This is a genomic window from Microvirga lupini (assembly GCF_014191055.1).
Classification (GTDB): domain Bacteria; phylum Pseudomonadota; class Alphaproteobacteria; order Rhizobiales; family Beijerinckiaceae; genus Microvirga; species Microvirga lupini_A.
In genome coordinates, this window is record NZ_JACHWB010000005.1 from 161,647 (window position 1) to 173,450 (window position 11,804).

Consider the following 11,804-nt stretch of genomic DNA (forward strand, 5'->3'; position numbering starts at 1 on the left):
GGGACGGGCCCCGGGCATTCACGCCCGAAGCCTGCGTAGTAGGCTATCTTCTGGCCCCACGTCAGTTCCCAACGGAGGGCGCTGGCGAGTTTTTTGCGTCGGTCTCCAGGCTGTCGAGGCCGTGACGCCCAACGATAGAGGCTGCGTGTTCGACCGCTTCACGGAAGACCTTCATTTCCGGATCGGTTAGGAACTCAAGCGCCCGCTCCTTGGAGTAAGGCGCATCCTCGATGCCCAACCACTCCTCAAGAATGGTTTCATGCAGGAGACGAACATAGGTCTTTTCCTGCACCGCCGGGTCTTTGGCCTCCTCAGGGGTCAACTCTTTGCCGTACTGATCGAACAGGCGGCGGTAGTCGCTGTTGTTGAACGCCCTCACCTTCAAGGCGATCTCGGGCGGCAGGTTCGGGAGGTTGCGGACCCAGCCGCCGCTTTCCATGCGCCGGCTGATCGCTTTGATGTCGCTGATCTTCATGTCTCACCAATCGGGTTGATGTCGGATTGCCGGGTTTGATCGGGCTGGGCGGGCGACACCCGACGAGCCGCCCGCCCTCGCTCGCGAGCGATCTCTTAGGCGCCGGATGTCGGAGCGACCTCGGTGATGGCGCTATCGATGGCGATAACGAAGGTTCGGCGCACAGTGTCATTGACGGACGCGCCGCCGTTGCGCTTTGACATGACCTTGCCCATGAAAAAGTGCATCTCGTCTGTGCCAGTGGGGTTCAGCTTGTTCGGGTACTGGATCTTGAAGGGATAGCGGAAGTTCGTCCCCTCGGCAGCGACCATGGCCTGCTGGCCGACGTCAGAGGCGTCATGCCCGACAGTCACAGTCAGGTCACCGGCATCGCGGATGCCCTTGCCCTTGCGGACGCGGTTGTCGGAAAGCGCGTTGAAATTCACTGCAGCCGACTGGTCTCCATACTCACCGAAGCTCTCCACGAGACCGACTTCGGTCCAGGTGAGAGCCTGATAGGCGGCGGCATTCGCAGGCGTGGAAGCAGAGGCAGGCGCGATGAACAGCTTGGCGCCATTGGTGTCCGTGGTGTTACCCATCGTCTTGGTCCTTCAGTCTATGCGGCCTGCCCAGAGCCGCGGCGATGGCATGAAAAAGGCCCCTCTGGGCGGAGGGGCCGATCCGTCGAACGGAATTGATGAGGGCTTACTTGCCCTTGGCAGGAGCCTCGACAGCCACAGTTGCTTCGACCTTCTCGGCTACCTTTGCGGGCACGCTGATGGCGCCGGCGACGACACGGCCCTTGAACTGGGCGTCTTCCGGGTCGACATCGAGGTCTTCCACCTCGCCCGGGGCAATCGAGCCGGTCGGTGGGTGACCGTCCTTGGCCTTGCCCTTCAGGTTGAAGCTCAGGGTCTCACGGGTGTTATTTTGAATTCTCATAGTATCTATCCTTTCTATGCATGGTGATGCCGCAGATAATTTCGATATTCTTGCTCAACCTAAAGAATTGTTCCCTACCACTTAAGGGGCAATCCAGTAATCTGGACGTCATCTACGGGAAAAACTAGGATTTGCACAAAATTGGGGATGCCGATGAAGCTGAAGTTCTTCTTCATCTCTGCGATTGTCAGTCTCTTACCAGCTTGCGCTAATGAGAGAATCGTAAATCGAAGCGAATGGCTTGGTCAGGCGACCCGAAGTGCGACGCAGAACGAGGTCTTCGTTAATCTCAGCAGATCAATCATAAGTCCGTTTGCCATACCAACCAGAACGACGATCTCGCCAGAGATCAAAATGCAGATGGTCGACAACGGAAGCATCTCTGCGGCCATTCCAATCTTCAATGTTGCTAAGGCGTCGGGCGCTCTAGGCGTAGAGGTTGGAGACAACATCGATACCTACACTGCTAGTGTCGCCGCAGAAGCAAATCCCGCAACCCTGCGGTCACTGCGGGATTTGTATATGTACGCAGTCGATCCGAACCTCAGAACCGCACGAGGATCAGATTTCGCGAGGAGCTTCCCAGATCGGTGGCTGTTCTGGAAGAACCGCCAAGGGCAATCAGTCGGTGATGTACCACCTCCTCCTGGAGCGCAGTGGATTGGTTCATCCTCAGCACACGACTTCTACACGACAAACCCTCTAGCATTCAGCGAGTTTGTCCTTGCTACATTAGGAGGGGATAGCACGACTCAAATTCGGCAAAAGCCACCGCAGAAGGACGCTCGGCCGTCCAAGCCCCCGCCTCAACAGCCAGCTCCCCCACGATCATTGAGCCCTACAAACGTTCCTCCACCGAGCATCAATCCTACGCCACCTGAGCCACAGCAGCCCCTCATCCTCAGAGACAGGGGAAGGATCATATTCGATTAGCTCGTAGTCATCCTCAGGCATGGTATTCAAAGACGTAAGGCACCACGACTGAGAGCGAATAGAAGTTGCCTTCGTCATTGCTATCGTCGATGAACGGTGTCGTCGGCTGCAAGCATCGTACTCCGCCGACATTGCGGTCTCTATATAGACTGGCGAGCTCGTCCGCTCGTTGCATCATGAGGGCTCGATCACTGTCCCTAGTGAAAGAGAGCACGAACCGGATTCCACCTTCCTCACGGTAGATCCGGTTGCCGATACTGAGCCGAGTGGTGTTCGCCACCGGATACTGGATAGCCAAGAAGTCACCACTCGGGTCGGGACGTGGGCCGAGATAGATCATCCCTACGATTGGGGAATAATCCCAATTCGCAACGGCGTGCTCCTCTACGGCGTCGATAACCGCCTTGCTGGCCATTGTGTTTAAGCCCTATTCTCTCAGCGCGGCATCAGGAGATCAGAACATGGTCCAATATGATCTGACCGTATTTCAAAGGGGTCAAACATCCCCAATGTTCAAACCGTTTCCACTTTCCCCATCGCCCTACGGCTCGTTCAACAAGGGCGATATTCTTGATCTCCGAGGCGGGAACGCAGGCGTTTGGACGATTATTGAAGTTCGGCATGCCATCGTTCCGGGAGCGGGGGGATGGGTCAGCCGGACCTTGGTTTTCGTTGATAGATCGCTTGGGGTCACCGGGGAACCGGGGGATGACAACCCCACCCCATGGCCATGGTAGGGAAGATTACCTCAGGGTGATAACGATAGCGGGCGTGCGTAGCGAATGCTCGGTCTTCTGGGCAGTCCGGTCCGCCCCGGCCGCGGTGAAGCGCCCATTCTTTGCACGAGCGGCCGGCACTCCGACTGCCTGATACGGCACGATCCCATCTTCACCCAACGCGCGGTAGCTGAACTTGATGTTTGCCAGATTGCCGAAGCGCCGTTTGGCGAGCGCCGCCACGACTTGAAACACACCATCGGGGACCTGTGCCGAATGCCCCCGCTCAAGCTTCCGGCTATACGGCTGGCTGTTGAGGAAGACATACTCGTTAGCCGTGGGAGCTTCTGCCCCCATAGGCACCTCAGCACCATCCGCCAGGAACATGAACGAGCGTTGATAATCTCCTGTCAGGACCGGAGCATGAAGCACAAGCTGCTCTCCGATCCAGGCGAACACATCTTCTAGCAAGTCGAAGGCAAACAGGATCGTGCCGCCGTCCGGATTGACCGACTCCAGCGCTGCGCCACGCCGGCCATCCACGAAGGTCTCGTACTGCGGTTCGTAGCCGAGCGCCTGCCGATTGGCAGCCTGTGCCTTGCCGAGTTCCTCACGGGCAAAGGAGGCCATTGTGGCCTTCCGCGCCTCTGGGGATAGCTCCTCCTTCAGGAAGAGGGCCAGATCCTTGTCGATGGCGTCGATTTTGGCCGTGATCGCCATCAGCCCTTCACCTGAAGCTCGAAGCGAACCAGCACGTCGTTCATCTTCACCGGCTCGGCCGCCACGATGGAGCGGACACGCCCGTCGATAGTGATCCAATCGCCCTTGATAGGGGTGCCACCCGGCCAGCCTGCCAACCCTGACGGCGACAGAATGGCCTTGCTGTCGTTCTGGTCGATGCCTCCGATCAGCTCATCAGGCTTGAAGCCGCGTACATGAGCCTTCACAGTGGCCGTTGCGACCGGTGCGGCAGCCGTGCCCCTGCGAAGGGTCACCGTCTGGCCGGTCTTTGCGATCTTCCGGTCCAACTTGGCGATTTCGGATCGCGGGTTCATGTCACGCCAACGTCGGCATAACGAAGGGAGCCAAAAGGCGCTCGGCTTCGGGATGGTTCAGGAACGAACCCTGACCGGGCATCCAGTAATCGGTTCGACCGATGCCTTCGACGCTCTCGCTCTTCACGAGGATATCGCGCTGGCGATTGCCGAGCATCGTTGCGGCCACAAGGGCGGTTGCGCGCTCTACGTTGACCGGAAGGTTGCGATCATCCTCTTCAGGAAGGGCGTAGCCAGCCGTATAGACGACCACGACAGGCGAAGCCCGCCCACTCCAGATGTGCACGCGAGAAGCAGGCCTGATGATTCCAGCGCCCTTGTCGATCCGACATCCGCTGCCAGTGAAAGCCGCGCCGTTGATAGTCTCGATTTCCACAACCGGCGTGCGAGCCAAAATGATCGTTCCGGACCCATCATCGATAGTCTCTTCCACCGTCTCGCGAGCGAAGACGCGACGGCAATACACTGCCACCTGCCCCGATGCCTGATCGATCAGGGCTTCGATAGCTGCATCGCCCAGCCCTTCGGCTGCTGTGCCCGCCTCAGCCCGGACAGCGTCCATCGTCGTCAGGCGATAGTTCTCGGCCGGGGTGATGACTTCGACCGCCATCACTGCACCGCCTTTGCCGGAAGGCCAACGCGCACCGGTTCTTGAGGCTTTACTTCCTTCATCACGCCGTCGCGGCCGTCCCTGCCCTTCTTCACGGCAAGGCGGAAACCCTTCCCGCTATCAGGCTTCTCGGAAGTCTCTTCCTGGCAGATCCAGTAGCTTCCGCCCCATGTGACGCCATCGCCAGGACGATATGTCTTGCCTTCCTTGTAGACACCACGGTCAACGATGATCGGAAGCCGGAAGTCCTTGACATCCTCGCCGCGCATGAAGCGCAGGATCACACCCTCGTCGGTGTCGAGAAGGTCGATATCTTCAAAGCCGAAGCCGTCGCGTCCGTCCTTGCCAGGGTTGCCGTCCTTGCCGACCACTGGGCCGAGATTGCGCGTCTCGCCATTCGTCAGGGTCACGACAAGCTCGCCCGCCCGGTCAATTATGGCTCCGGCAAGCCCAATTCCATCTTTGCCGTCCTTGCCATCAGACCCATCTTTTGGTGCAGGAATGGCTGCAACCGCCTTCTCAACTGCATCCGATACAATCCGCTGAACGTCAGCAGGGTCAACGCTCTCGCCATCCTTGCCCGGCTCGCCATCTTTCGGCCTAGGAAGCTCGCTGACGCGTTTCTCGACCTCGGAGGTGATCAGGGGCGCCACATCTTCGATAGTGACGCTCTTGCCGTCCTTTGGTGCCGGAAGCCCGGCGATGGCCCTTTCGACCTGTTCGACAACCATCGCCTCGATGTCAGGCAATTCGGGCGCCTTGATGCCCTCCAAGGCTGTCTTGAGGCCATCGACCTCCTCCACGATGATCTGGCGGACCTCGCCAAGATCAGCATCCTTGCCGTCCTTCGGCATCGGCAGATCCTCGAAGCGCTTCTCCAGCGCCTCCATGCGGGACAGGATCGGCGCCAAATGGCCCTTTACGATCTCGGCAAGCTCTTGGCCGAAAGCTTTAGGGTCGATCATGCCGCGAGACCTTTCTGAAATGAGAGCATGGCCTCGGCTCGGAATGCTCGTTCCTCTGCTTCCCGGCGAGCAGCATCATCTTCCTCGGAGGGCTCACGTGGAGCCGCAGGCTTGGCGCCAAATGGGTCGTCCTGCGCATCGCGCTTGGCCAAAGCCTCAAGGCTGTAGTTCTGCTGCTGGAGATAGGGGCTGTTGCCGCCTGCCTTCGGGCCGAGGTTCAGCCGCTTGCGGGCCTCATTTGGGGCCTTGATACCAGCACCGACCGCTTCCTTCTCGGCATTGATCAGGGCCGTGGTGTCCATGCGCAGAAGATTGTCGACATCGAACTCCGTCCCGATGTTCTCTCCCATGCCGAGGCCTTCATCCAGGCAGAGCTCTATCGCCTCGATCAGCACCTGAAGGCATTGCGAGTAGTATTCGATATTGAGTGCTTCGACGTTGTTGTTGGTCGGTATCGTGCCCACGCCGATCTTGTAGGGCGGGACATGGTAGGTCGAACAGACGACCTCCGCAGACCATTTGAGCTGCTCGATGAGTTGCGAGTCGACGGCCTTTGCCCTCATGGCCTCGTACTTAAGACCATCGCCCAGAACAGCCACTTTGCCAGAGTTTTTGCCGGAGTAGCTCTGGTCCCAATGCTCCTTCAGGCGCTTTGCCGTATCATCGCTGATCGCTGCCGGCGCCGTCAGAATTCCGCCCGGCTGGGCCCCGTTCTGGAAGAACGTCGTGCTGTCGTTCTGGATCGCAAGGCCCTGCGTAGCGGCAAGGCCGCCTGCAAAGATCGGGGAGAGCCCGACGAGCGGGTGATAGAAGCAGTTGAAGCGGTCGTGGATGATCTCTCGGGAAGGAACGGTCACCGCCTGGGGCAAGCCAGCAAGATTGTCGGTGTTGAGCTGGTAGAACACGCTGCCGTCATCGGCCACAAGCGGCGTGACGAGGGTCCAATCCAGCACATAGAGGGCCTTTACGACGCCACGGCCGTCGCGCTGCTTCAGGATCACCGCATTGCCGCGCTGGAGCTTGGACAGAACCCAGCTTTCCATGAATTGCATACGGTTCTGGAAGTGGTTTGGCTTGCGGAGGACTGGCGAATAGGCGGGGTTGGCCGTCTCGGACCAGATGCCGCTCTCGTCCTTCTGAACCAGCTTGATCCGAAGCTTAGAGATATCCGAAGCGATCAGGGTGCGGCAGGCGAAATCCGCATGGTTCGACAGCACGTCGTCATATCGGATTTCAACGTTCCGCTGCCAGGCGCCGGCGAAGGCCTCGAGGATGCGATACCAGCCCCGGTTCTGGGAGATGGGCGCAAGCGCCTTCTCCTCCGCTTTGGAGCGGGATATGTTCAGGCCCAGAAGGCGCATTGATCAGGCCTTGGTAGCTTCGGCGATCTTGGCTTCAAGCGTCTTGGCATCCCAGCCGCCGAAGGGCTTCTTGCCGACCGCATCATGATACTGCTTGCGCAGGGCGGAGATGTCTTCCTTCTGCTTTGGAGCCCCGCCGGTCTTGCCATTTTTGTCGTGATCCCCCTTACCGTCGAACGGTTTCTTCGCCTGCCGGCCATCATCCGCAACCGCATCGGTTCGCTCATACCCGAGATCAGAGAGGATCCGGGCATAGCGGGGGTCGCGGGCTTTCATGGCCCGGGTCATGTAGGACGATTTCTTCATGGCAAGCTCCTCACGAGAGAACCGGCCCCGCATGCGGGGCCGGTCGTGATCATCGGACGCTTAGGGCGTTACGACGGGGTCACCCCAGGTGATGTTATCCATCCAGGCCACAGCGCTGGCGCGGCGGCGGGCCCAGTTCATGGTCCGCTCGGCACGGAAGGCCACGCTATTGGTCTGGAACATGGAGACTAGCTCGGCGTCGACCGGCGTAGAAGCGCCCGAGTCCTGGGTCGGATTGTCCGCCATCTCGAGCGAGGCTTCGGTCGACATGGCAATGTCGACGCCGCCCTCATCCGCCAAGTAGACATCCTCGGCATTGACCAGCGCGACATAGTCGCCGAGGTAGTTCGAGACGATGACCGGCAGTTCGAAGAAAGTACCACCCTGCATGGTGATGCCAGGGAATTCGCGCTGCCCGAGCGGGTTCAGCATCATCATGAGGCGCAATGCATAGGTCGCACCCATGATCCAGACGCCGGACTGAAGCGGGTTGTTCGCCGCAACGAAGGCGCCGATAAGCGCCTGAACGTCCTCACGGACGCCATCCGCACCGGTCGCATCGCTGTTGGTGACAGCCGTGACACCGTTCAGGATCGAAGCCGGCCGGACACCGCCGACCGCCGCTGAGGTCGGGTCGATGAACGAGATGTCCGAACGCTTGGCGATGGCCTTGGCCAGCGAGTTGCGCAGGAGCACGTCGGAGGACGGCGAGCTATCGCGGATGAGCTCCATGGTCTGCACTGCGATAGCCGCGATCTTCAGTGGCGTGATCTCGTTCCGGCCGACCGTGAACTTGGTCAGCGGCTTGCCCTTGCCCTCGCCAACCCACTGCGCCTCGGTCTCGGAGGTTTCAGTGATCAGGGGGACCCGAAAGGGAATTCGGGTCAGGTTCGGAATATTGCCGGTTCCGAACCGCCCGAGGATCGTCATCGGCCGGAGGAATATTTTTAGCTTTGATATGAATGCCTTACAGAGATTTGTCGCGGCCTTGTCGCGTCCAGGCTCGCTGCAACTGCCTCTGTTGTCGCAACCATGCGCGTATCGGTCGGGAAAAGATGACCGTAAATGTCCTTGGTCGTCTGTATCGAAGCATGCCCGATGAACCGCTTTAGGTTCATGTCGTCGAGCCCGGCTTCGATGAGCAGGCTTGCAGCCACATGGCGCAGGGCGTGAGGGGTGAACTTGTTCCGCTTGGCCTCGTGATCGTAGAGCCCGGCGGCATCCATCAGGCGCTTCCAGAACGTCGTCGCGCTGGCTGTTGCCGACATGGGCTTGCCGACCTTGGTTAGGACCACGAAGCCCCGGAGCTGAGTCGGATCGACGTTGACCACCTCGGTTTCCCACATGCGGGCGATGCGGCTAAAGATGGCCTTGGGGTGCGTTGAACCTCGGAACCGCTCTGGCTCGTTCGCCATCGTTCTGATGATCCAATATCGGGCGGCTTGGTAGAGCGCCCGGCGCACCGGCTCCGTGAGCGGCACGTCCCGGTAGCCTGCCTCAGTCTTAGGGCTCTTGAGCCCGTTCACCTTGGAGTGAGCGCGGCGGACATGGATCACGCCCCTTTCCCAGTCGATGTCCTCCCAGTGAAGCCCGTAGGTCTCTCCAGGCCGGAATCCGCAGAATACGCCGCATGCGATGACCACAGAGCGGTTTACGAAGGTCAAGAGGTTCTCTCCCCTCTCAAGCGTGCCCGCAGCCTCCAAGAGCGCCCGAATGTCGTCCTTGGTCGGGATCGCCTTGCGCTTGGGCTTATGAGGTAGCTTACAGGGTTCGTCGCGCAGGACGTTCCGGCGCACCCACCGCTTAGACACTGCGAATGTGAACAGGACATGCAAGGAGCCGTAGATCCCGCTGATGGTCGAAGGCGATAGCTTTTCGCGCAGTTCCTCGACATAGGCTTGCACCTCTGCCGCCGTGATCGAAGAGACGCGCCGGGTTGCGAACTTGGGAAGGGTGTAATGCTCAAGCCGGTACTCGTAGCCCTTGACGCCGCCCATGGTCAGATCGCCTAGCTTCTGGCGCCGGTGGCAGTCCTTAATGAACTCATCGACTGCCTTTGCGAAAGTAACGCTCTCATTATAGGCAGTATGAACCCCTTGGGTGATCTCGCCCTCTACTTGAACCCGAAAAGCATCCGCGTCTTTTTTCTTCTCGAACGTCTTCATGCGGCGGGTACCGCCCTGGTCGGTATAGCGCACCACCCAGGCTGTTTTCTTCTCGCCCTTATAGGTCCACTCTCTCTTGCTTACGCTTGCCACGTTGCTCTCCTTTCAGGGGAAGAGGCCCGGCCACGGGTGCAGCCGGGCAGGTTGGTCAGTAGCTTTCGGGGATGGTGTGATAGGTGCGCTCGACCGTCCCGACGATGACGAAACGGGCCACGGTCGCGTCGATGCCGTATTGCTCATCTAAGCCGCCACGGTCGCCAATTCCGTTGTCGTCGGTGTTGCCCTCGAAGTCCTCGTCAGGCTCCCGCCCGTCGTGCTCCTCCTCGAGGTCCTGGTCGGTGCCGTGAGCATATGTACCGGTCCACCCAAGGGAGGGCTCTAGGTCGGCATCGCTCTCTGCCTCGTCGACATAGCCAGGCATTACCGTGCCGAATGATGGCTCTAGATCCGGGTCGCCGTCGATGGCGTCAAGGATGCTGAAAAGCCGCTCAAGTTCGTTCTCTATGGATGTCCGAAGGGCGCGGAGATTGGCCCGCTCTAGCTCAAGGCCTAGAGACACTATTGGCCCGGTCTGGGCATTGAATTGTGATGTCATGGGTACTCGCGGAATAGAACCGGCTTCTCAGGGCCGGGGAGCGAGGTTCCGTTCGGGAACGTTGCTCCATGCCAGCGGTCGTCACTGGCACCGGGAGTCTGAGAACATATCCGCGAGAATATGCGCCACGGCCTTCGCACAAAGGCTATTGTATAACCGTGGCACTCCCGGCATAGTGAGCCGGTCGCGCCCACAGTTAAGGGGCACGTCAATTTCAGTAGGATCGGGCCGGCAAGCCAGATCGCTACCTATCGCAGATGCAGCGCTAGACCCGGCAAGGTCCCGCTGCGGAAGTTCTCAGGCTCCAAGCTCCAATATGACACGCGAACCCACCGCCCGGCAAGGCGGGAGGGGTTCTCGCGCGCATAGCGCCTTGCTCGCTAATGTCCCGGTGTGGCACACAGGTTACGGGGGGATCAGTTAAAATGAATGCACCTTTATGGGTTCGAACCCGCTTCACGGCACTTGTCCTAGGGGCGCTTCTGTTCATCAACCTTCTTCTCTTCGTCTCAAACGAGGCGACCGTTGCCAATACCCTAGCCCGCCTTCCGCAGCCTATCGCCACCCTGATCGCTGGGATTGTCGGCCTTGGAACTATCGCTTGGCAGACGCGCCGAGGCTTCCAAAATCTGATCGCCTCGCAAGAGCATCGCGCAGAACTAGACAGAGCGGCTAGGCTCCACCAGGCCGAATTAACGGACCTCCAGTCTGAGAAGCAAAGTGACCGGCAGAGAAGGACACTTGCAGCAGCTATTCATGCAGAACTCATTGCGCTGCTACCCCAGGTGCACAACACTCAACAATATCTATTGTTACAACAACACATCTTTCTAGAGATGGCAAAGATTGACAAAGACAAGAAAACCGACTTCCGGCTGCCTCAGTTTCGAACTACTGTTTTCGAGAGTGCTCTCCCAAATATCGGAATGCTTGGGCCTTCGACTGCTGGTGATGTTATCTCTGTCTATTCATTACTACGTTTGAATATGGACCCTCCCGTTATCAAGGATAGCCCGGTACAATTTCTTGCATCTCTCGTGGAAAGCTTGACAAAAACCTATTCAAACCTTGGGGGCGAGATCGTCCATGTCGGCTCACGGCTGACGCATGTCCAGTTTGGAACTGCCGACCCGGGAACGCTCTACGATTTTCGGAAGCAACGCGATGGTGCAGGCGAAGCTGAAGCCTCTGGCACCTAATAATCACCTTCTAAAGTCAGGCTTGTCAGTGGTTCCCACCACATGTTGAATGCCCTTTAACTAGCTGGGGAGCTATTCATGAAACTCGTATCTATCGCTGCCATTGGGGCAGTCGCCTTGGGGCTTGCCGGTTGCCAGACGACAGCTGATCAGCAGCAGCCCAAGAAAGTCTTCGTCCGCGCTGATGGACAGTCTATTCGAGGCAATCCAAGGCTTGAGCAGCAGGCTGAACTCGATAAGACCATCTGCATTGGTGAGACACAGAAGGCCGCCGTTGGCATGTCCCCAATCTATTACCGTGGTGTTGTCGGGGCTATCCAAGCTGGCATGATCGAAAACCAAAGGCAGAGCGCCCTTTTAGATGTCGCTATCGGTTGCATGGCTTCAAAGGGCTATGTCGTCTCGACTGAAGAAGAGGCAGCAGCTCGGCAAGCCGCGCGGTCTCGGCCACGTCGTAGCTAGAACGGAAGGCCGGGCAGCCTTGCGAGCTGATCCCGGCCTCT

The 11,804-nt window shown here is 58.9% G+C and carries 15 protein-coding genes; 2 read left to right on the forward strand and 13 right to left on the reverse strand.

The genetic code is table 11. From position 1 onward, the window contains the following. Positions 1–61: 61 nt before the first annotated feature. The 13 genes from FHR70_RS18290 to FHR70_RS18350 all read right to left on the reverse strand — a co-directional run bounded on the left by FHR70_RS18290 (position 62) and on the right by FHR70_RS18350 (position 10,102). Positions 62–475, reverse strand: coding sequence for a hypothetical protein (locus tag FHR70_RS18290; protein WP_183452828.1), 414 nt, complete (start codon positions 473–475; stop codon positions 62–64). Between the two features lie 95 nt (positions 476–570). Continuing rightward, positions 571–1,053, reverse strand: a complete 483-nt coding sequence (locus FHR70_RS18295) for a phage tail tube protein (protein WP_183452831.1) — start codon at positions 1,051–1,053, stop codon at positions 571–573. Positions 1,054–1,159: 106 nt separating this feature from the next. After that, complete coding sequence (locus tag FHR70_RS18300; RefSeq protein WP_183452833.1) at positions 1,160–1,396, reverse strand: hypothetical protein; 237 nt, start codon at positions 1,394–1,396, stop codon at positions 1,160–1,162. A 946-nt stretch (positions 1,397–2,342) separates the two neighbouring features. Next, a complete protein-coding gene (locus FHR70_RS18305; protein ID WP_183452835.1) occupies positions 2,343–2,744 on the reverse strand; it encodes a hypothetical protein in 402 nt (133 codons plus the stop codon). 328 nt (positions 2,745–3,072) lie between these two features. Continuing rightward, positions 3,073–3,765, reverse strand: coding sequence for a hypothetical protein (locus FHR70_RS18310; RefSeq protein WP_183452837.1), 693 nt, complete (start codon positions 3,763–3,765; stop codon positions 3,073–3,075). After that, entirely contained in the window at positions 3,765–4,100 is a 336-nt protein-coding gene (locus FHR70_RS18315) for a hypothetical protein (RefSeq protein ID WP_183452839.1), read from the reverse strand. Before FHR70_RS18315 ends, FHR70_RS18310 begins: the two co-directional genes overlap by 1 nt. Before the next feature lies 1 nt (position 4,101). Further along, a complete protein-coding gene (locus FHR70_RS18320; RefSeq protein ID WP_183452841.1) occupies positions 4,102–4,710 on the reverse strand; it encodes a hypothetical protein in 609 nt (202 codons plus the stop codon). Beyond that, positions 4,710–5,675 (reverse strand): collagen-like domain-containing protein, encoded by a 966-nt coding sequence (locus FHR70_RS18325; RefSeq protein WP_183452843.1) that lies wholly within the window; start codon positions 5,673–5,675, stop codon positions 4,710–4,712. The genes FHR70_RS18320 and FHR70_RS18325 overlap by 1 nt, the downstream gene beginning before the upstream one ends. Then, complete coding sequence (locus tag FHR70_RS18330) at positions 5,672–7,036, reverse strand: phage portal protein (RefSeq protein WP_183452845.1); 1,365 nt, start codon at positions 7,034–7,036, stop codon at positions 5,672–5,674. The genes FHR70_RS18325 and FHR70_RS18330 overlap by 4 nt, the downstream gene beginning before the upstream one ends. A gap of 3 nt (positions 7,037–7,039) precedes the next feature. Next, on the reverse strand, positions 7,040–7,342 hold the full coding sequence (locus FHR70_RS18335; RefSeq protein WP_183452847.1) for a hypothetical protein: 303 nt from the start codon (positions 7,340–7,342) through the stop codon (positions 7,040–7,042). A gap of 60 nt (positions 7,343–7,402) precedes the next feature. Next, a complete protein-coding gene (locus FHR70_RS18340) occupies positions 7,403–8,272 on the reverse strand; it encodes a phage major capsid protein (protein ID WP_183452850.1) in 870 nt (289 codons plus the stop codon). Positions 8,273–8,289: 17 nt separating this feature from the next. Beyond that, a complete protein-coding gene (locus FHR70_RS18345) occupies positions 8,290–9,600 on the reverse strand; it encodes a tyrosine-type recombinase/integrase (RefSeq protein ID WP_183452852.1) in 1,311 nt (436 codons plus the stop codon). Positions 9,601–9,655: 55 nt separating this feature from the next. Beyond that, positions 9,656–10,102: a hypothetical protein gene (locus FHR70_RS18350; RefSeq protein ID WP_183452854.1), complete on the reverse strand. Its 447-nt coding sequence runs from the start codon at positions 10,100–10,102 to the stop codon at positions 9,656–9,658. Positions 10,103–10,527: 425 nt separating this feature from the next. On the opposite strand from FHR70_RS18350, the gene FHR70_RS18355 reads away from it, so the two are divergent. Both FHR70_RS18355 and FHR70_RS18360 read left to right on the forward strand, forming a co-directional pair. Further along, complete coding sequence (locus tag FHR70_RS18355; protein WP_183452856.1) at positions 10,528–11,301, forward strand: hypothetical protein; 774 nt, start codon at positions 10,528–10,530, stop codon at positions 11,299–11,301. 78 nt (positions 11,302–11,379) lie between these two features. Continuing rightward, on the forward strand, positions 11,380–11,763 hold the full coding sequence (locus tag FHR70_RS18360; protein WP_183452858.1) for a hypothetical protein: 384 nt from the start codon (positions 11,380–11,382) through the stop codon (positions 11,761–11,763). The last annotated feature ends 41 nt before the right edge of the window (positions 11,764–11,804 follow it).

Coding starts and splice junctions, on each gene's coding strand:
- FHR70_RS18290 (WP_183452828.1), bottom strand. CDS start 475: ATGAAGATCAGCGACATCAAAGCGATCAGCCGGCGCATGGAAAGCGGC.
- FHR70_RS18295 (WP_183452831.1), bottom strand. CDS start 1,053: ATGGGTAACACCACGGACACCAATGGCGCCAAGCTGTTCATCGCGCCT.
- FHR70_RS18300 (WP_183452833.1), bottom strand. CDS start 1,396: ATGAGAATTCAAAATAACACCCGTGAGACCCTGAGCTTCAACCTGAAG.
- FHR70_RS18305 (WP_183452835.1), bottom strand. CDS start 2,744: ATGGCCAGCAAGGCGGTTATCGACGCCGTAGAGGAGCACGCCGTTGCG.
- FHR70_RS18310 (WP_183452837.1), bottom strand. CDS start 3,765: ATGGCGATCACGGCCAAAATCGACGCCATCGACAAGGATCTGGCCCTC.
- FHR70_RS18315 (WP_183452839.1), bottom strand. CDS start 4,100: ATGAACCCGCGATCCGAAATCGCCAAGTTGGACCGGAAGATCGCAAAG.
- FHR70_RS18320 (WP_183452841.1), bottom strand. CDS start 4,710: ATGGCGGTCGAAGTCATCACCCCGGCCGAGAACTATCGCCTGACGACG.
- FHR70_RS18325 (WP_183452843.1), bottom strand. CDS start 5,675: ATGATCGACCCTAAAGCTTTCGGCCAAGAGCTTGCCGAGATCGTAAAG.
- FHR70_RS18330 (WP_183452845.1), bottom strand. CDS start 7,036: ATGCGCCTTCTGGGCCTGAACATATCCCGCTCCAAAGCGGAGGAGAAG.
- FHR70_RS18335 (WP_183452847.1), bottom strand. CDS start 7,342: ATGAAGAAATCGTCCTACATGACCCGGGCCATGAAAGCCCGCGACCCC.
- FHR70_RS18340 (WP_183452850.1), bottom strand. CDS start 8,272: ATGACGATCCTCGGGCGGTTCGGAACCGGCAATATTCCGAACCTGACC.
- FHR70_RS18350 (WP_183452854.1), bottom strand. CDS start 10,102: ATGACATCACAATTCAATGCCCAGACCGGGCCAATAGTGTCTCTAGGC.
- FHR70_RS18355 (WP_183452856.1), top strand. CDS start 10,528: ATGAATGCACCTTTATGGGTTCGAACCCGCTTCACGGCACTTGTCCTA.
- FHR70_RS18360 (WP_183452858.1), top strand. CDS start 11,380: ATGAAACTCGTATCTATCGCTGCCATTGGGGCAGTCGCCTTGGGGCTT.